Origin of the sequence: Lelliottia amnigena (assembly GCF_019047465.1) — a bacterium.
GTDB lineage: Bacteria > Pseudomonadota > Gammaproteobacteria > Enterobacterales > Enterobacteriaceae > Enterobacter > Enterobacter amnigenus.
Map to the genome: position 1 here is coordinate 2,915,174 of NZ_CP077236.1, position 18,590 is coordinate 2,933,763.

General features: G+C 55.3%; 15 protein-coding genes. 9 read left to right on the forward strand and 6 right to left on the reverse strand.

The window, feature by feature from the left end:
- Positions 1-41 precede the first annotated feature (41 nt).
- Entirely contained in the window at positions 42-1,085 is a 1,044-nt protein-coding gene (locus tag I6L74_RS13605; RefSeq protein WP_059177991.1) for a hypothetical protein, read from the forward strand.
- Here I6L74_RS13605 and nfsB read toward each other — a convergent pair.
- The 3 genes from nfsB to I6L74_RS13620 all read right to left on the reverse strand — a co-directional run bounded on the left by nfsB (position 1,082) and on the right by I6L74_RS13620 (position 2,803).
- Entirely contained in the window at positions 1,082-1,735 is a 654-nt protein-coding gene (gene nfsB, locus I6L74_RS13610; RefSeq protein ID WP_059177992.1) for an oxygen-insensitive NAD(P)H nitroreductase, read from the reverse strand. The genes I6L74_RS13605 and nfsB overlap by 4 nt on opposite strands.
- Before the next feature lie 119 nt (positions 1,736-1,854).
- Entirely contained in the window at positions 1,855-2,223 is a 369-nt protein-coding gene (locus I6L74_RS13615; RefSeq protein ID WP_059177993.1) for an MmcQ/YjbR family DNA-binding protein, read from the reverse strand.
- Positions 2,213-2,803: a TetR/AcrR family transcriptional regulator gene (locus tag I6L74_RS13620; RefSeq protein ID WP_059177994.1), complete on the reverse strand. Its 591-nt coding sequence runs from the start codon at positions 2,801-2,803 to the stop codon at positions 2,213-2,215. The genes I6L74_RS13615 and I6L74_RS13620 overlap by 11 nt, the downstream gene beginning before the upstream one ends.
- A 310-nt stretch (positions 2,804-3,113) precedes the next feature.
- Between I6L74_RS13620 and I6L74_RS13625 the strand changes: the two genes are divergently transcribed.
- Positions 3,114-4,217, forward strand: a complete 1,104-nt coding sequence (locus tag I6L74_RS13625) for an MBL fold metallo-hydrolase (RefSeq protein WP_059177995.1) — start codon at positions 3,114-3,116, stop codon at positions 4,215-4,217.
- Between the two features lie 32 nt (positions 4,218-4,249).
- A complete protein-coding gene (locus I6L74_RS13630) occupies positions 4,250-4,591 on the forward strand; it encodes a RamA family antibiotic efflux transcriptional regulator (protein WP_059178046.1) in 342 nt (113 codons plus the stop codon).
- A 299-nt stretch (positions 4,592-4,890) separates the two neighbouring features.
- On the opposite strand, the gene I6L74_RS13635 is transcribed toward I6L74_RS13630, so the two are convergent.
- Positions 4,891-5,139 carry a DUF1158 domain-containing protein gene (locus tag I6L74_RS13635; protein WP_059178047.1) on the reverse strand — a complete coding sequence of 83 codons (249 nt, stop codon included), beginning with the start codon at positions 5,137-5,139 and terminating at the stop codon, positions 4,891-4,893.
- A gap of 495 nt (positions 5,140-5,634) precedes the next feature.
- Here I6L74_RS13635 and I6L74_RS13640 point away from each other — a divergent pair, with 495 nt between their 5' ends.
- From I6L74_RS13640 to I6L74_RS13650, 3 genes are all read left to right on the forward strand, one after another.
- Complete coding sequence (locus I6L74_RS13640) at positions 5,635-8,328, forward strand: cation-transporting P-type ATPase (protein ID WP_059177996.1); 2,694 nt, start codon at positions 5,635-5,637, stop codon at positions 8,326-8,328.
- 380 nt (positions 8,329-8,708) lie between these two features.
- Complete coding sequence (locus I6L74_RS13645; protein ID WP_059177997.1) at positions 8,709-9,788, forward strand: efflux RND transporter periplasmic adaptor subunit; 1,080 nt, start codon at positions 8,709-8,711, stop codon at positions 9,786-9,788.
- Between the two features lie 9 nt (positions 9,789-9,797).
- Entirely contained in the window at positions 9,798-12,896 is a 3,099-nt protein-coding gene (locus I6L74_RS13650) for an efflux RND transporter permease subunit (protein ID WP_059177998.1), read from the forward strand.
- On the opposite strand, the gene I6L74_RS13655 is transcribed toward I6L74_RS13650, so the two are convergent.
- On the reverse strand, positions 12,883-14,004 hold the full coding sequence (locus I6L74_RS13655; protein ID WP_059177999.1) for a YbdK family carboxylate-amine ligase: 1,122 nt from the start codon (positions 14,002-14,004) through the stop codon (positions 12,883-12,885). The two genes, I6L74_RS13650 and I6L74_RS13655, sit on opposite strands and share 14 nt — an antisense overlap.
- Positions 14,005-14,049: 45 nt before the next feature.
- Positions 14,050-14,967: a LysR family transcriptional regulator gene (locus I6L74_RS13660; RefSeq protein ID WP_059178048.1), complete on the reverse strand. Its 918-nt coding sequence runs from the start codon at positions 14,965-14,967 to the stop codon at positions 14,050-14,052.
- Positions 14,968-15,091: 124 nt separating this feature from the next.
- Here I6L74_RS13660 and I6L74_RS13665 point away from each other — a divergent pair, with 124 nt between their 5' ends.
- From I6L74_RS13665 to pdeG, 3 genes are all read left to right on the forward strand, one after another.
- Positions 15,092-16,471, forward strand: coding sequence for an MFS transporter (locus I6L74_RS13665; RefSeq protein ID WP_059178000.1), 1,380 nt, complete (start codon positions 15,092-15,094; stop codon positions 16,469-16,471).
- Positions 16,468-16,860 carry a hypothetical protein gene (locus tag I6L74_RS13670; protein ID WP_059178001.1) on the forward strand — a complete coding sequence of 131 codons (393 nt, stop codon included), beginning with the start codon at positions 16,468-16,470 and terminating at the stop codon, positions 16,858-16,860. The genes I6L74_RS13665 and I6L74_RS13670 overlap by 4 nt, the downstream gene beginning before the upstream one ends.
- A gap of 165 nt (positions 16,861-17,025) precedes the next feature.
- Positions 17,026-18,564 (forward strand): cyclic di-3',5'-guanosine monophosphate phosphodiesterase PdeG, encoded by a 1,539-nt coding sequence (pdeG, locus tag I6L74_RS13675; protein ID WP_059178002.1) that lies wholly within the window; start codon positions 17,026-17,028, stop codon positions 18,562-18,564.
- Positions 18,565-18,590 lie beyond the last annotated feature (26 nt).

The window sequence follows — 18,590 nt, forward strand, 5'->3', positions numbered from 1 at the left end:
ATTTGATATACTTCCATTACCTTCAGTCACAGAGAATGGAAATGAACGTCACCCGCAAACAAGAACGCCTGCTGCGCCGCGCGCTCAGCGAATGGGAACAGGATGGCACGCTCAGCAACCAGGAACATCTCCGCCTGGCGGGCACCTTAAAACGCGTGGCGATGGACTGGCAACGCCTCAGCCGTTACGCCTTCTGGACTGCGCTGGCATGCGTGATTATAGCCTTTGGCAGCCTGTTTGCTGACAGCGACATGATGGCCCGCATTATCGAATTGCTCGCCTTTTCATCGCTCGCCCGTATCGGTTTGCCCGCCGTGCTGGCTGTGGTGTTTTATCTATGGGGATTCAGCCGACAGCGGCGCGAAACGCAGTGGCATTACTCTACCGAAGCGATTCTGTTTCTCGGCGTCCTGTTTACCGCCATCGCGCTGTGGCAACTGGGTGAGCGGCTGGATAACGGCAGCGGACACATTGCGCCGCTCTTCCTGGCGGGCTGCGCGGTGTATGGCCTGGTGGGATTCTTTGGGCGCTCTGGGCTGGTGTGGCTGTTCTTCTTATTATCGCTCGGCAACTGGTTTGGCGCACAAACGGGGTATATGTCCGGCTGGGGTGCATACTGGCTGGGAATGAATTATCCGGTGCGCTTTATCTTCTTCGGCGGCGCGTTGCTGGCGTTGTGCTGGGTTTTGCGCGCGATGCTGCAACAGCGAAATCTATATACGACCAGTAAAGCGATGGGGCTGACGTACTTATTTGTCGCTCTGTGGATTATGTCGATTTTCGGCAATTACGATATCGATAGCTGGTACGGCATGACGCGCGAGGCGTTACTTCCGTGGGCGCTGCTTTTCGCTGTTGCTGCGGTGGCGTGTATTTTTATCAGCCTGAAAACGGACGACGGGATGCTGCGAGGTTTTGGCCTGACGTTTCTGGCAATCAACCTGTATACCCGTTATTTCGAATATTTCTGGGACGGAATGAATAAAGTGATTTTCTTCCTGATTCTGGCGGGGTCGTTGGCGGTGATTGGACGATACGCCGAGAGAATTTGGCACACCGCAGAACGGCGTGCCAAAAGCGATTAGCACTCGGTGATAATCGTGCTCAGCGGCAGGCGGGATTTCGGCAGAGAGGCGTTGAAATCCTCCACGCTGTGGCGGCCCACGGGCACAACCACCAGGCTGGTGAAGCCTTTTTCTTTCAGGCCAAATTCGGCGTCGAGGATCGCGGCGTCGAAGCCTTCAATCGGTACGGCGTCCAGATCCAGCGCGCCAACGCCCAGCAGGAAGTTGCCAACGTTCAGGTAAACCTGTTTCGCCATCCACTGATCGTCATCTTTCAGATCAACGCGGTGCATATCCGCGAAGTAGCAGCGGCCTTTGTGGTTAGCCGCTTTGGCTTCTGGCGTGTTAAAACGCCCATCTGCGTCTTCCTGATCCACCACGCGCTCAAGCCATGCGTCGTCCATTGCGGTTTTGGCGCAGAACACCACCACGTGTGACGCATCCAGCATTTTGCGTTCGTTGAACACGTAAGTGCCTGCTGCTGATTTTGCGACGCGTGCTTTGCCTTCCTCAGTGCTGGCAACGATGAAGTGCCACGGCTGAGAGTTGGTACTTGACGGGCTGAATTGCAGCAGCGTTTGAATTTTTTCTGCTTGTTCTGCTGTCAGTTTGAAATTCGGGTCGAACGCCTTCGTTGAGTGGCGCTTGCGGGCAACGGAAATGATATCCATAACGGCTCCTGGAGTGAAATTCGCCCATGCGCGGGCGCGAAAGAAAAGCAGAATACAAGCGTAAGCGGGAAAAGATAAGTGCGTTAAATGCGCTTATACTGTTCGGCCATGATGAACAATCAGGTTGGACGAATGCGCTTTTGGTCTTTTTTAGGCAGCTTATCGACAACCAAATTCCAGGAATCGAGCACCAAATCGGTGACCAGTTCCGGCGTAATATCATCGGCGGCGTAAATCGAAATCCAGTGCTTTTTATTCAGGTGATAGCCGGGTTCAATACCGCGGTAAATTTGCTGATTGAGCAGGGATTTTTCAGGATCGGATTTCAGACTGACGTGCTGACGCCCGTGAGCGACGGCAGTAAGCATGAAAATTTTGCCGCCGACCTTAAACACATCATATTCCGGGCCAAACGGCCAGCAGTGCTCGATAAAAGGCAGTTCCAGCGCCACGCGGTGCGCATGTTCCTTCAGTGATTTACTGTCCATTAACATCCTCGATGGCGAGCGCTCGCCACATTGATTCAAATCCCAGGGCTTTAAATTCCTTCGCACGCGACGGATCGCGGGTGGCGAAGGCCATCGTCGTCTCAGCAAGCGACAGGAAAATCGCATCGCCAAAGGTACGGAATTCGTCTGACATAAAGACCTGGCGCACCGAGCGGCGGCACAGCTCATGAAGTTCCGGGAACATATCATGCACCGCCTGTTCGGTTTCGGCGTTGATTTTCTCGCTCACGCCCAGCTGGCGGATTGCGCCGTGGGCAATCGGATTGCGGATGCCCCAGTCAACGTAGCTGTTCCAGATATTGCGGGTATGTTCTTTCGGCGTGCTCAGGGCACGGTCAAGATTTGCTAGCATGGTCTGGCACAAATCCTGTTTCAGGTGCAGATAGAGGGCATTCAGCAGATCGTCTTTGGTCGCGAAGTAGCGAAACAGAGTGCCTTCGGCAACGCCCGCGTTTCGGGCGATCAGCGCGGTCGACGCCGCAATGCCTGACTGCGCAAAGGCCACAGTAGCCGCTTCCAGTAACGCTTGTCGTTTATCTTCACTCTTCGGACGTGCCACGTATTTCCCTCCATGCACCTCATTCGTCACTCTCGCGCTGCGTGGGCTATGCTCAAAATCTCAGTCGCACAGTTAACCGTGCATCTGAGGTTTTCTGCCTTGCCGCTTTGCTTAAGATTGAATGATGCCGTGCATCAAATTTACAAAAACCACGATTGAAACATGCTCTCTTCCACGCTGCAACGCGGAATGTCAAAGATCGAAAACGTCTTGACGATATATTCATCACATCTATAATGAGTGCTTACTCACTCATAATCAAGTTTAACCCGCGTAAACCATCGGATGGGGCGCGTATTCGGGTCAGGATATGAAAAAGCCTCTTTTAATCAGCATGGTGTTTGTCATGATTATAGCGTCCGCGGCAAGTTTACCCTTTGTACTGAATGCCGGATTTGGCCAGCCGCCGCAGGGTGAGCAGCTTAGTGAAATAGAGGCTTCGCCGCATTATCGCGACGGGCAGTTCCATAACCAACTCCCGACGCCGGGCTACAGCGGCGACAAAAGCATGCTGGCGGCATGGTGGGAATTTCTCGTCACCAAACGCGAGAACGCTCGTCCTGCGCAGCCGTTGCCGCTGGTCAAAACCAATCTGGCCAACCTTCCTCTGGCGCAGGACACGCTGGTGTGGCTCGGTCACTCGTCCTGGTATCTACAGCTGGCAGGTAAACGCATCCTCATCGATCCGGTTTTCAGCAATTACGCCGCGCCGTTTTCGTTCCTGAACAAAGCCTTCGCCGGGGAATATCCGTGGCGCGCCGAAAACATGCCGGAAATCGATCTGCTGATTATTTCGCATGACCATTATGACCATCTCGATTACGCCACTATCAAAGCCCTGATGCCCAAAGTGAAGCGTGTCGTAACGCCGCTTGGCGTGGGATCGCACCTGCGTTACTGGGGCATGGACGCATCAATCATTGACGAACGCGACTGGAATCAGACGGTCCGCATTAACGATGACCTGATAATTCATGTGCTTCCGGCGCGTCATTTCTCCGGACGCGGGCTCAAGCGCAATCAGACGCTGTGGGCGAGCTTTATGTTCGTCACCCCAGAGCAGAAAGTCTATTACAGCGGTGATTCTGGCTATGGTCCGCACTTCAAAGCCATCGGCGAGCAGTTTGGCGACGTCGATCTGGCGATTATGGAAAACGGACAATACGACCAGGACTGGAAATACATTCATATGTTGCCTGAACAGACGGCGCAGGCGGCGGCGGATGTCAACGCCAAAGCGGTGGTGCCGGGGCATTACGGGCGATTTGTGTTGGCGAAACACACCTGGAACGATCCGGTGATTCAGCTGACGCGCGCCAGTCAGGACAAAAATTATCGTTTGCTGACCCCTGAATTGGGTGAGCCCGTGCATGTTAATGATACGACGCAGCAATTTAGTGAGTGGTGGGAATAATGATTAATCAGGTAACAGAGGGGGAGAGCAGCATGACGATTTCCGCTCAGGTCATCGACACCATCGTCGAATGGATTGACGATAATCTTCATCAACCGCTGCGCATTGAAGAGATCGCCCGCCACGCAGGGTATTCCAAATGGCATTTGCAGCGTCTGTTTATGCAATACAAAGGCGAAAGCCTGGGGCGTTATATCCGCGAGCGTAAACTGCTGCTGGCGGCGAAGGACCTGCGTGAGTCGGATGAGCGGGTGTACGATATCTGTCTGCGCTATGGGTTTGATTCTCAGCAGACGTTTACCCGCATCTTCACGCGCACGTTCAACCAGCCGCCTGGCGCGTACCGCAAAGAAAATCACGTTCAAACGCACTGAAACTGTACCCCGGTAACGTTCGGTTACCGGGGTCGACGCTGACCAGATGTAGACTACTTTTTCGCAATCACGCCTGCCGCTTGTCATTCTTCCTGTTACTTATGCGAATTTCATAACAGATTTGTTTTTATATTTTTCAATCCTGTTCGACGGACACTGTGACCACGCCAGACGCGTGCCAAACCCTGACTATGCCGATTATATGGCAGAGGAGTTGCGTCATCGTGGGCTGCATTGCGCTATCCGCCGATACGGCCTGGTGTGAAGCGCTCATCCACGGGATGCGGGATTTCAGCGGATTACGCGGCCAGTGAAAACCAGCGGCGCCAGACGAATCGCAGCACAAAAAACTCTGCGGCACCGAGCAGTAAAAACCACAGGCAGAAGACAATCGTGTACAGCTGGTTCAAATCCATCAGATGGAACTGTGCGACCAGTTTCTGCGCGACGGTGAGTCCAAACGAGGGCGCGGGGAGCAGCAGGCAGGAGAGCAGTGCCATCAGCAAAATGCCTCCTGCCGTTAACAGTGACTCTAACGGGTGCTTCATATTATTGTTAATCATCAGTTAAAAAAGTTATTGTCCGGGATCTTGCAACGTAAAGCAATATCAACCCGAATTAACCTATTTCGATAATAAATCAAAAATAACCCGCCAAATATTCGCACATTAATTTAATAACGCGTCTGCAATTAAATTACTCTGTCTTTATGTAAATTATTGTCACGCTCAGGCGAAGAATTTTACAAACGTATATGTGCTATATCCAATTAACGTTGCAATAACAATTGCAACAACGACATACAAAGCCAGACGCCGCGTGCTATTAATCCCAAACATGCTATCCCTCGTTTAGTTATCGTTTAGAAACATTTTGTAAAAATCATCTTATCGAAATAATGACCTACAGAATTTAATTACGCAACTGGCAATATATTGCGATGCTGAAAATAACTCTGCAAGCGTTAAACAGTAAAACGTGAATAATTAAAGCCAGAAAGGAATTCAGGCTTACGTCCACCGGATATTAAAGGAAATGTATCTATGACCAACAAAATGAACACCGAAAATCGGCCTTACCACCAGACGGTAGAGCAGGTTCTCGCAGAAAAAAAGAGTAACACCAATGGGTTGGGGCGTGAGGAGGCTCAGGCTCGATTGCAGCAATACGGCCCCAACGCGTTGCCTGAGAAAAAAGGCAAACCGGCATGGCTGCGTTTTCTTGCCCATTTTAACGATGTGCTGATTTATGTCCTGCTGGCGGCGGCATTATTAACCGCGCTAATGGGGCATTGGGTCGATACGCTGGTCATTTTGGGCGTGGCGGTGATTAACGCCTTGATTGGTCATATTCAGGAAAGTAACGCCGAAAAATCGCTGCAAAGTATTCGAAATATGCTTTCGAGCGAAGCGCGGGTTATTCGAAATGGGGTGCACGAAACCATTCCGACGACCGAAATTGTACCGGGCGATATTATTGTGCTGCGTGCCGGTGACAGAATTCCTGCGGATATGCGACTGATTGAAGCGCATAATTTACGCGTAGAAGAAGCGATTCTGACCGGTGAATCCACGGTCGTGGATAAGCATATTCTTCCTCTGACCGGTGAATTATCGCTGGGCGATCGCACCAACCTGGTGTTCTCCGGTACGACCGTGAGCGCAGGTGGCGGTGTAGGCGTCGTGATTGCCACCGGGCAGGACACCGAGCTTGGCCACATTAATCAGATGATGGCGGGGATCGAAAAGCACCGCACGCCGCTGCTGGTGCAGATGGACAAGCTCGGCAAAGCGATTTTCGCGCTGATTCTGGTGATGATGGCCGCGCTGTTTGTCTTCAGCATGTTGTTGCGTGATATTCCGCTTGGCGAGCTGCTGCTGTCCCTGATAAGCCTCGCGGTGGCGTCCGTTCCGGAAGGCCTGCCTGCAATTATCTCCATTATTTTGTCCCTCGGCGTGCAGGCAATGGCGAGCAAAAAAGCCATTATCCGCAAGCTGCCGACCGTCGAAACGCTGGGCGCGATGACCGTGGTCTGCTCCGATAAAACCGGCACGCTGACCATGAACGAAATGACCGTTAAAGCGATTATCACCGCCGACAGCTGTTATCGCGTCGAAGGCAATAGCTACGAGCCGGTGGGCGATATCTGCCTTGAGGGTAGCGACGAGCCGGTACAAATCCAGCAGGGAACGGTGCTGGAGCACTATCTGCGCACCATCGATCTCTGCAACGATAGCCAGATGATGCAGGATGAGCGCGGTTTGTGGGGCATCACCGGCGGGCCGACCGAAGGCGCACTGAAAGTGCTGGCGGCGAAAGCGAATCTCGCACCTGTTGTCACCACGCTGATTGGCAAAATCCCGTTTGACTCGCAGTACAAGTACATGAGCACGCACTACCAGATCGGCAGTGAAGAGCAAATTCTGATCACCGGCGCACCGGATGTGATTTTCGGTCTGTGCGACCAGCAGCAAACCCGCAGCGGTGCCCAGGCGTTTAACCGTGCGTACTGGGAAACGGAGATGGAGCGCTATGCGCGTCAGGGCCTGCGCATGGTCGCTGCCGCCTTTAAACCGGCGCCAGAAGGGCAGGAGACGCTGAGCCACGATGACCTGAGCAGCGGGCTGATATTCCTTGGGATCGCCGGCATGATGGACCCGCCGCGCCCGGAGGCTATCGACGCTATCCACGCCTGTCAGCAGGCCGGGATTCGCGTGAAGATGATCACCGGTGACCACCCGCAAACGGCGATGAGCATTGGACAAATGCTGGGTATTACCAACAGCGCGCAGGCGGTGACGGGCTATGAGCTGGAGCACATGGACGATGCCGAGCTGGCAGAGGCGGCGGTGGAATATGACATTTTCGCCCGTACCAGCCCGGAGCATAAGCTGCGCCTCGTGAGAGCCTTGCAGCAGAAAGGTGAAATCGTCGGCATGACCGGTGATGGGGTGAACGATGCGCCCGCGCTGCGTCAGGCGGATGTCGGCATCGCGATGGGCATCAAAGGCACGGAAGTGACCAAAGAGGCCGCTGATATGGTGCTCACCGATGACAACTTTGCCACTATCGCCAGCGCGGTCAAAGAGGGGCGTCGTGTCTACGACAACCTGAAGAAAACCATCCTGTTTATTATGCCGACCAACCTGGCGCAGGGGCTGCTGATTGTGATTGCGCTGCTGGCGGGGAACATTATTCCGCTGACGCCGGTGCTGATTTTGTGGATGAACATGGCGACGTCCGCCACGCTCTCCTTCGGTCTGGCATTTGAAGCCGCCGAGCGCAACATCATGAAGCGTCCGCCGCGTCAAACCGGGCAGCACGTTATGGACGCCTTTGCGGTCTGGCGTGTGGCGTTCGTCGGTACGTTGATTGCGATTGCCGCGTTTGCCCTCGAAGCCTGGCTCGCGCCACGCGGCCACAGCGCCGAATTCATCCGCACCGTGCTGCTGCAAATGCTGGTGAGTGCGCAGTGGGTCTACATGATCAACTGCCGTAACACCAACGGGTTCTCTCTGAACCGTGGCCTGCTGGCAAACAAAGGGATCTGGCTGGTGACGGGCGTGCTGCTTCTGCTGCAACTGGCGATTATCTACCTGCCGTTTATGCAGATGCTGTTCGGCACCGAAGCGCTGCCGCTGCGCTACTGGGGCATTACGCTGGTGATTGCCGGGGCGATGTTCTTTATCGTCGAAATCGAGAAGCGACTGACGCGCAGGTTCCGTAAAGCTGCATAACTTTTGCCCTCACCCTAACCCTCTCCCACGGGGAGAGGGAACTCTAATAGCACCCGGTGTAGGAGAGAGGATTTTAATATTCCGCTCCCATGGGGAAAGAGGACTCTGATCGCACCCGGTGTGGGAGAGGGGGATTAACCTCCCGCTTCCATGGGGATAGAGGACTCTGATCGCATCCGGTGTGGGAGAGGGGATTTTAATATTCCGCTCCCATGGGGAAAGAGGACTCTGATAGCACCCGGTGTGGGAGAGGGGATTTTAATATTCCACTCCCTGGTGATAGAGGACTCTAACCGCACTCACTGCGGGTGACGGGGATGTTCACCTCCCTCTCCCGCCGGGAGAGGGGCGGGGTGAGGGGATTTCAACGAGGCACTTCCATGAAAACGACTTTTCTGCGCATCGCCACGGCCTGCGCTTTCCTTGCCTGCACCCTGCAAACAGCTGTTGCCGCAGCCATTCCGGTGCGCGTCGCCATCGTTAACCAAACGGATCACGCCGCTGAACGCCAGATCCCTGGCCGCGTCGAGGCGATCCATACCGTTGAACTTCGCGCCCGTACGGAAGGGGTGATCACCCAGGTGCATTTCCGCGACGGGCAATACGTCAGGCAAGGCGACGCCCTTTTTGAACTTGATGACGCTGAACCGCGCGCGGCGGTGCGACTGGCGCAGGCTGAAGTGCAAAGCGCTGAAGCCACGCTACGTCAGGCGCAGCAGCAGCTCACGCGCTTTCAAAGCCTCGGTACCAGCAACGCCATCAGCCGACACGACGTCGATAACGCCCTGATGCAGCGTGACGTGGCCCGCGCAGCGCTCGAACAGGCCAAAGCGCGTCTTGAAGCCCGCAACGTCACGCTCGGTTTTACCCGTATCACCGCGCCCATCAGTGGACGGATGGGGCACAGCCAGTTCCACACCGGCAGCCTGGTGAATCCCGCAAGCGGTGTGCTGGTCGAGGTTGTCCAGCTCGATCCGGTGCGGGTTGCCTTCGCCGTCGAAGAGGGGGTATTTGCGGCGAAAGCCGGGGCACACGCGGATCTCAGCGCCATGAAAAACGCGTGGCTGGCGCAAATACAAAACGGCGACCAGCGTATAAACGGCACGCTCACCTCGGTGGATAACCGCATCGATCCGCGTACGGCGAGCGTGATGCTTCGCGCCGAATTCGCCAATCCGCAGCATCGTCTGCTGCCCGGCGGTAACGTGAATGTGTTTCTACGACCGCAGAGTGAGCTGAAGACGCTGGTAATTCCGGCGGCCGCGGTTCAGCAAAACGACGCCGGTTTTTACGCCTGGGTCGTTAACGATCGCGACATCGCAGAAAAACGTGCGCTGACCCTCGGGGGGCAAATCGGCCAGCAGTTTATTGTGCAAAGCGGCGTTAAGCCGAATGAGCGCGTGGTGACGGACGGTGCGCAGCGCTTGCAGGCCGGTGTTGTCGTTCAGGTTGCGAACTAAGGAGCTACTATGCTGACGTTTTTCATTAAACGCCCGCGTTTCGCCATGGTGATTGCGCTGGTGATCACCCTGCTCGGTGCCATCGCGCTGAAGCTGATCCCCGTGGAGCAATATCCGCAAATCACGCCGCCGGTAGTGAATGTGTCAGCCAGCTGGCCGGGCGCCAGTGCGGCTGACGTGGCGGAGGCCATCGCCACGCCGCTGGAGACGCAGATCAACGGCGTGGATCACATGCTGTACATGGAATCGACCAGTTCGGATGAAGGCTCGTACAGCCTGAATATCACCTTTGCGGCGGGAACCGACGCGGATTTGGCGGCGATCGACGTGCAAAACCGCGTGGCGCAGGCCGTGGCGCAACTGCCCGCCGATGCACAGCAAAATGGCGTTCAGGTGCGCAAGCGCGCCACCAATTTGATGATGGGGGTAAGCCTTTACTCACCTGAACAAACCCATTCGCTGATGTTTGTCAGTAACTATGCCAGCACCCAGATCCGTGAAGCGCTGGCACGTCTGCCGGGCGTGGGTCAGGTGCAGGTTTTTGGTGCACGTGATTTCAGCATGCGCATCTGGCTGCGTCCGGATCGCATGAACGCGCTGAACGTGACGACGGATGATATTTCACAGGCGCTGCGCGAGCAAAACGTGCAGGGGGCTGCGGGGCAGGTCGGTACGCCGCCGGTGTTTAACGGCCAACAGCAAACGCTGACCATCAACGGACTGGGGCGGCTGAATGAAGCCGACGCCTTTGGCGATATCATTATTCGCGCGGGAGAAATGGGGCAACTGGTACGCCTGAAGGAGGTCGCGAACATCGAGCTGGGATCGCGCAGCTACAGTTCCGGCGCGCAGCTTAACGGCCATGACTCCGCCTATTTAGGCATCTATCCCACGCCATCAGCCAACGCCTTGCGGGTGGCGGAAGCGGTGCGCGGCGAGCTTGAACGCTTGTCCGCACGTTTCCCGGCGGATCTAGCCTATGAAGTGAAATTCGACACCACCGAGTTTGTGGCGGCCACGATCAAAGAGATTGGCGTCTCGCTGGCGCTGACGCTGCTTGCCGTGGTGGTGATTGTCTCTCTGTTTTTACAAAGCTGGCGCGCGACGCTGATTGTCGCCATTGCGATCCCCGTGTCGCTCATCGGTACGTTTGCGATGCTGTATGCGCTGGGTTATTCCGCCAACACGCTAAGCCTGTTTGCCATTATTCTGGCGCTGACGATGGTGGTGGACGACGCGATTGTGGTGGTTGAAAACGTCGAAACCCTGATGGCAGAAGGGCAAAGCCGTACGTCGGCGACCGCGCTTGCGTTGCGCCAGATTGCCGGACCGGTGATTGCCACCACGCTCGTGCTGTTGGCAGTGTTTATTCCGGTGGCGCTGCTGCCGGGGATTGTCGGCGAGCTGTATCGCCAGTTTGCGGTGACGCTTTCTACCGCCGTGACGTTTTCAAGCCTGGTGGCGCTGACGCTAACACCCGCGCTGTGCGCCATGTTGCTGCGCCCACGACCTGCGCGTCCGGCGGCGATTTTCCGCGGTTTTAATCGCGGTCTTGATGCCACGCGCGATGCTTACGCACGTCTGGTCAACGTCTTAAATCATCGCCCTGTGCTGGCGCTTATTGCCACCGCAGGCGCGGCGGCAGTGGTCGTTTTCAGCTTTACCGCCATGCCAAAAGCCTTCTTGCCGCAAGAAGATCAGGGCTATTTCTTTGCCAGCGTGCAGTTGCCGGAGGCCGCGTCACTGGAGCGCACCGAAGCGGTGATGACCACGGCACGCCAGCTGATTGCGGCCAATCCGGCCGTGGCCGACGTGATTCAGGTGTCTGGTTTTAATCTCCTCAACGGCACCAGCGCCTCAAACGGCGGGTTTGTCTCGGTAATGCTGAAAGACTGGAGCGAACGCCCGCCGCTGGATGAGGTGATGGGCACGCTGCAACGTCAACTGCTGGCGCTACCGGAAGCAACGATCATGACCTTTGCGCCGCCAACGCTGCCGGGGCTGGGCAACGCGTCTGGCTTTGATTTGCGTATCCAGGCCCAGGCGGGTCAAAGCCCGGCGGATCTTGAGCGCGTCACCCGTGAGATTCTGGCGAAAGCCAACCAGCATCTGCAGCTCAGCCGGGTCTTCACAACCTGGAGCAGCAATGTGCCCCAGTTGACGCTGAGCGTGGATCGCGAGCGTGCCGCGCGTCTGGACGTCCCGGTTTCACGTATTTTCAGCAGTCTGCAAACGGCATTTGGCGGCACGCGCGCCGGGGATTTCAGCATCAACAACCGTGTTTATCACGTGGTGATACAAAACGAGATGCAGTGGCGTGAGCGCGCGGAGCAAATCAGCGAGCTGTACGTGCGCAGTAATAACGGCGAGCGGGTGCGTTTGAGTAATCTGGTGACGATCGCGCCGACCGTTGGCGCACCGTTTTTGCAGCAATACAACCAGTTCCCGTCCGTTTCGGTCAGCGGTTCTGCCGCGCCGGGCGTGAGCAGCAGCACCGCAATGGCGGCGATGGGCCAACTGCTGGTCGATAATTTGCCAGCAGGCTATGACTACGCGTGGAGCGGAATGTCGTATCAGGAGCAGCAGACGGGTAATCAGGCGATCTGGATCGTGCTGGCGGCGGTGGTGATGGCGTGGCTGTTCCTCGTCGCCCAGTATGAAAGCTGGACGCTGCCCGCGAGCGTGATGCTTTCGGTGCTGTTCGCCATCGGCGGTGCGCTGACGTGGCTATGGATTGCGGGGTATGCCAACGACGTTTACGTGCAGATAGGGCTGGTACTGCTGATTGCGCTGGCGGCTAAAAATGCCATTCTGATCGTCGAGTTCGCCCGCTCGCGGCGCAATGAAGGGATGGCGATTGTCGATGCCGCCCGCGAAGGGGCATCGCGCCGTTTTCGCGCGGTGATGATGACCGCAGTGTCATTTATTATCGGCGTTCTGCCGATGATGCTCGCAACGGGGGCGGGTGCGCAGAGTCGCCGAATCATCGGTACCACGGTGTTCAGCGGCATGCTGGTGGCCACCGTGGTGGGGATCGTCTTTATCCCGGCGCTGTTTGTGCTGTTCCAGCGTCTGCGCGAGTGGGGGCACCGGCTTACGGATGAGTAGCCCACAGCTCACAGTGCTTTTGCACCAGCGAGATAAGCGAGCCGCCATCGGCGATAAAGTCCCGCATCCGCTGTGCTTCACTTTTGCCCTGCTTTAACATCAGGGCAATCTCTGCAATCGCGCTTGCGCCACCCAGCTTTTGGGCGGAGGGCGCAACGCGATCCAGCAGCCACGTCATATCGTCGGCAATGGTTTTCTGTTCGCCGGTCTTCACGTCAGTGAGCAGCCCGTCTAAACCGTAACGACACGCCTGGAAACGGTTAAATTTATACAGCAAATAATCCTGTTCCTGATGCTTATAGGGACGCTCGGTCAGCAGCCAGTGCGCGGTCGCCTGAATCAGCCCGGCAATATTAATGGCGTGCGCCAGCGTCAGCGGCGTGTCCATCACCCGCACTTCGACGGTACCAAAATCCGGGCTGGGGCGAATATCCCAGTGTATGTCTTTGATGGTGTCGATCATGCTGGTGTAGCTGAGACGGCGGAACAACCCTTCAAACTCCTGCCAGTTGCTCACCCACGGCATTTTGCCGTTATCCGGGAAACCCGAGAAGATGTTGAGTCGCGACGACGCAAACTTGGTATCGCTGCCCTGCATATACGGTGACGAGGCGGAAAGGGCAATAAAATGGGGGACGAAGCGCGACAGGCCGTGCAGCAAATAGATGGCATCATCGCCGTTGCGACAGCCGATGTGCACGTGCTGGCCAAACACCGTCGCCTGCAAAATCAGATACCCAAACAGCTCCAGATTGTGATTGTAACGCTCATCGTCACACACTTCCTGACGCTGCCACTTCTGGAACGGGTGCGTCCCGCCGCCGGCAATCTGAATATGTTGTTCGCCCGCTGCGCGCAGGATCGCCTGCTGCATGGCGGAAAACTGCGCCGCTGCCTGGTCGATGTTGTGACAAACCCCGGTGGCAATTTCGAGCATGCTTTCGGTGATATCGTGTTTGACCTCACCGGCTTTGATATCGTTTTTGACGGCAGCAATCAGCGCCGAAGAGTCCTGACTGAGATCGTAGCCCGGCGGATTGACCACCTGCAGTTCGAGCTCAATGCCCAGCGTGAACGGATCGGATGAGTGAAAGTCGGGTAGTGGCATAGCGCGCTCCGTTGAGTGGGATGCTTTGAGTATAGGCACTGCTCTTCATTTCTCATTCGGGCGCGCGATATTCACGCGGCTGTGCAAAAAGTCGATAAAGGTTCTGACCTTTTCAGGGACATGGCGAGTGTTGGGATAAAGCGCATAAATGCCCTGGCGGGGAAAAAGGTGATCCGGCAGCACCCGGCGCAACGTTCCCTTCGCCAGATCGTCTTGCACGAGCCACGAAGGAAGCAGAGCCACACCGGCATGATTAAGTGCAAACGCCAGCAGCGTAGCGGCGCTGTCGGCCATGAGGGCGACAGGCTGGTGTGCCGCAAACATCACATGGTCGCCGTCAGGGGTTAAGACCTGCCAGTTTAACGGCGTGGAGAGGCGGCTGTGCGCAATCCATTTTGCCCTGGCAAGGTGTTCTAAATCGTTGATGCCATTTTCGCCGAGTGAGTCCAGGTAAGCGGGCGACGCGACAGGGTAAATATCAAATTGATCGATAAGCCTGGCGTGATGCGTTGAGTCAGCCAGGTGGCCGAGTCGGATCGCCACATCAAAGCGCCCTGAAATCAGATTGTCACTTTTTGATGAGGAAACGTGCTGGATGCGCAGGTGTGGATACTGCGCCGAAAACGCCGCCAGCGCGGGCACGACGACGCGCGCGCCGTATTCTGGCGTCGTGGTAATCCGCAGCAATCCGCTTAGTCCACCGTGATGGCTTCGGACTTCATCGAGCACACGTTCTGCATCCTGAAGCAGCTGCTGGCAGCGATGATAAAACCGTTCACCCGCATCTGTCATCGCCATATGGCGCGTGCTACGCGTGAGTAATGAGACGCCAAGCTCCTGCTCCAGCTGTTTAATGTTGAAGCTCACCACGGCTTTGGTCAGCCCAAGGGTGTGGGCCGCACCGGTGAAACTTCCGGCTTCTACCACCGCCACATACATCTCAAGGCGCTGCATGTTGATCATGATGTTGTCCATTCTGCTCAGGAGATTGTCAAAATTAATTTGACAGTGTAATCCGTAAACGTGGATTTTTCCTGCTCAGTCATGCGCCTATACTGCGCGCCAGGCTGTTTTAAATGAGAAAAAAATGACGTATCGCGCCCGTGTTGCCAGCGTTTACCTGCTGGGATTCTTTGTCGATCTGGTGAATATGTTTATCGCCAGCGTGGCTTATCCTGAAATAGGTCGGCAATTTGATGCACCCGTCAGCCAGCTGGCGTGGATCAGTAACAGCTATATTTTAGGCCTCACGCTGGTGATTCCGCTGAGCACATGGCTGGCAAAACGGATTGGCGCCAGGCGTTTATTGATGTTCTCCCTGCTGGTGTTCATTGTCGCGACCTGTGGTGTCAGTGCGGCATTCTCGGTCCCCCAGCTTATTGCGTGGCGAGGATTACAGGGGATGGGCGGCGGATTGTTGATCCCCATCGGCCAGACGATGACTTACGCCTTGTACCGTAGCCATGAGCGAGCAAAGCTGTCATCGGCGGTGATGTTAGTGGCGCTGCTGGCTCCCGCGCTGTCGCCCGCCATCGGCGGTCTCTTCGTTGACAGCCTGAGCTGGCGATGGGTATTTCTGGCGAGCTTGCCCTTCGCCGTTGCGGCATTGATTCTGGCCAGATTCTTGCTCCACCCCGATGCCCCTGCTGAAAAAGGTGCACGGCTGGATCTGTCCGGTCTGGCGAGCGCAAGCGTTGCGCTCACCCTGATTCTCATCGGGCTGACCGTGTTGGGAGAATCGCATCATGTTTCGCAGGGCGCTCTGGCTCTGCTGGTGGGGGTTGTCGTCATGGGCGAATATGTCCGCGGCGCGATGAAAAAATCCAGTCCATTGCTTAACCTGCGGCTGGTCAAAGAACCGCTATTCAGGACTTCAATGCTGATTTATCAGTTCGTTCCGGGCATTTTTACCGGGGTGAGTTTGATTGCCATGTTTTACCTGCAAAACCAGTTGGGCATGTCAGCTGCACGGGTAGGCGCGTTGATGCTCCCATGGGCGTTGGCGTCTTTTGTGGCGATAACGTTGACGGGAAAGGTTTTCAATATTCTGGGGCCACGGCCGCTGTTTATCACCGGCTGCCTGATACACAGTCTGGGCATTGGGCTACTGGCGCTCACCGGTCACACTTCGCATATCGGGATGGCAGTGCTCGCGTTCGTCTTAATGGGATTCGGTAGCAGCTTGTGCAGCAGTACGGCGCAAAGTGCCGCGTTTATTCGGATTGCTAACGAGGATTTGGCCGATGCCAGCGCATTATGGAACATCAACCGCCAGCTGAGTTTCTGCCTGGGCGTGACGCTAATCAGCCTGCTGTTTAATGTGATAGCTCACACTGGCTTGCCGGTAGACCAGGCCTGGCATTTGAGCTTTGTGTTAGCGGCTTGTAGCGCGGTGATTCCGCTGCTTTGTTGTTTCCGCATCGCTAACCAGAGCATTATTTTAACCCTTAATCAGGAACAAAAATGAATCGTTATTTTAAAGAAGTACTGGATTCGCATGAACTGATCCGCGACTGGCTGGGCGATGCCGAAACGCCTGTTGAGACGTGCGATGATTTATTGTCGCGTTTTAGCCCGGCTTTCTCGATGGTCTCTCCGATTGGCGTGTTGTTCGATTATCACGCGTTAAACCGTTTCTTCCGCTCGCAACGGGGCGCACGGGCAGGGTTAACGATTGAGATTGTCGATCTGCACATTATCGCTGAAAGTGAAAAAGGGGCGACGGTCACCTATACGGAACGACAGACCCTACCCGGCCAAAACGTAACGCAGCGTTTTGCGACGGCGGTGTTTGACATCGATCCGGATGGGCGTGTGATGTGGCGACACCTGCACGAAACGTTTTATTCAGTATGAAATCCGCTGCAATACCCGATGCACTACGTTTAGTGAGATACGCCCGCTTTCGCTAGAAAATGCTATCTGGAGCATGGTTATTTTTTATGTTGTCGACCATGCTCAATATAATTATAAATCAGACACTTTCGACGTGCTCGTCTCCCTCATTCCCAGGACATATCAATGCGCAAGGCTCTTATCCCCCTCGCTGTGGCCGTGGCAATGTTTCTGTTGGGTGTTTTTATTATTAATATTCAGATTTGGTATTCAACACGCGTAGACAGCCTGGCGGGCGCTCACTATGTGGTCAAAAACATGAATATTATTCTTGAGGAAGCCCGCCATGCGACCCGCACGGCGATGCGGGTGGTTGATAACGAGTGTGATGTGGAAGGGCAGTACCGGCTTGGCACCGAGGCGGCCTTGCAACCGCATCTTAGAACCATCGTGATTCTCAAAAAGGATGCCGTCTGGTGCTCCTCTCTGCCTGGCAACCGTATCTTGCTGGTGAACAGCGCAGCGTTGCCGAAATCATCACTCCTTCTTGTGCCCGCGCGAAGCACGGTCAATGGCCGCCCGGTGCTGATTTACCAAACGGAATATGCCGGAAGCCGCATCATGATCAGCATGAGCGACAGTCATATTCGGGACGCTATGGATATCCCGTTAAACGGCATTTTGTATTCGCTCAAGGTAGGCAAGGATATTTTAGGCATGACGGGTGATGTCGAGGCCGTTAACGATGCCGAGCGTGCGGATTTAAGCGTGCAGGCGACCGATTTTCCTTACAGCATTGATTTCGATGCGCCTCCATTATTCAGCCTCCAAAAATTGATCGACGAGGCCGGAGGGGTATTACTGTTTTTAATGCTGATCTCCGGTCTCTCCGCTTACTTGCTGCACAAGTACCTGAATAAAAATACGCTGCCGGAAGAGTCTCTTCGCCGGGCCATCTTCAGAAACGAGATCGTTCCCTTTTATCAGCCGATCGTGAATGGCAAAGAGGGCACTTTGCGCGGTGTCGAAGTCCTGGCTCGCTGGAAACATCCGCAGGGCGGGTATATTTCGCCAGCCTCCTTTATTCCGGTGGCAGAAAAAACGGGATTGATCGTGCCGCTCACGCAGAGCTTAATGGCTCAGGTGGCAGCAAATATGAATGCCATTGCCAGTAAATTACCGGAGGGGTTTCACATCGGGATCAATTTCAGCGCGTCGCATATTGCTGCGCCTTCTTTCGTGGAGGAGTGCCTGAAATATAAAGACAGTTTTATCCGACCTGATTTGAATCTGGTGATTGAGGTGACGGAACGTGAGCCGCTGGATGTTAATGCGCATCTTGTCCAGACCCTGAATACCCTCCATGAAAATGGCTTTGCGATTGCGCTGGATGATTTTGGTACCGGGTATTCAGGGATCGCCTACCTTTATGATCTGAATATCGATTACATCAAAATTGACCGCAGTTTTGTGGGCCGCGTGAACGCCCATGAGGACTCGACGCGAATTCTGGATTCCGTGCTCGATCTCGCGCGTAAACTCAAAATCAGTATTGTTGCCGAGGGTGTCGAAACGCAGGAGCAACTGGAATATCTCAACCGCAATAACATCGCTTTTATGCAGGGATTCTACTTCTTTAAGCCCGTGCCCTTTACGGAGCTGGTTAAAATCCTGTTGTCCAAACCCCGAGTGAAAGTGGAGGTTGAATCATCAGCCTCTTTATAACCATCGCGTTGCACCCGCGTGACCGA

Bases quoted from the DNA above. Each gene is read 5' to 3' on its own strand.
- I6L74_RS13605 (WP_059177991.1), top strand. From the start codon at position 42: ATGAACGTCACCCGCAAACAAGAACGCCTGCTGCGCCGCGCGCTCAGC.
- nfsB (WP_059177992.1), bottom strand. From the start codon at position 1,735: ATGGATATCATTTCCGTTGCCCGCAAGCGCCACTCAACGAAGGCGTTC.
- I6L74_RS13615 (WP_059177993.1), bottom strand. From the start codon at position 2,223: ATGGACAGTAAATCACTGAAGGAACATGCGCACCGCGTGGCGCTGGAA.
- I6L74_RS13625 (WP_059177995.1), top strand. From the start codon at position 3,114: ATGAAAAAGCCTCTTTTAATCAGCATGGTGTTTGTCATGATTATAGCG.
- I6L74_RS13630 (WP_059178046.1), top strand. From the start codon at position 4,250: ATGACGATTTCCGCTCAGGTCATCGACACCATCGTCGAATGGATTGAC.
- I6L74_RS13635 (WP_059178047.1), bottom strand. From the start codon at position 5,139: ATGAAGCACCCGTTAGAGTCACTGTTAACGGCAGGAGGCATTTTGCTG.
- I6L74_RS13640 (WP_059177996.1), top strand. From the start codon at position 5,635: ATGACCAACAAAATGAACACCGAAAATCGGCCTTACCACCAGACGGTA.
- I6L74_RS13645 (WP_059177997.1), top strand. From the start codon at position 8,709: ATGAAAACGACTTTTCTGCGCATCGCCACGGCCTGCGCTTTCCTTGCC.
- I6L74_RS13650 (WP_059177998.1), top strand. From the start codon at position 9,798: ATGCTGACGTTTTTCATTAAACGCCCGCGTTTCGCCATGGTGATTGCG.
- I6L74_RS13655 (WP_059177999.1), bottom strand. From the start codon at position 14,004: ATGCCACTACCCGACTTTCACTCATCCGATCCGTTCACGCTGGGCATT.
- I6L74_RS13660 (WP_059178048.1), bottom strand. From the start codon at position 14,967: ATGATCAACATGCAGCGCCTTGAGATGTATGTGGCGGTGGTAGAAGCC.
- I6L74_RS13665 (WP_059178000.1), top strand. From the start codon at position 15,092: ATGACGTATCGCGCCCGTGTTGCCAGCGTTTACCTGCTGGGATTCTTT.
- I6L74_RS13670 (WP_059178001.1), top strand. From the start codon at position 16,468: ATGAATCGTTATTTTAAAGAAGTACTGGATTCGCATGAACTGATCCGC.
- pdeG (WP_059178002.1), top strand. From the start codon at position 17,026: ATGCGCAAGGCTCTTATCCCCCTCGCTGTGGCCGTGGCAATGTTTCTG.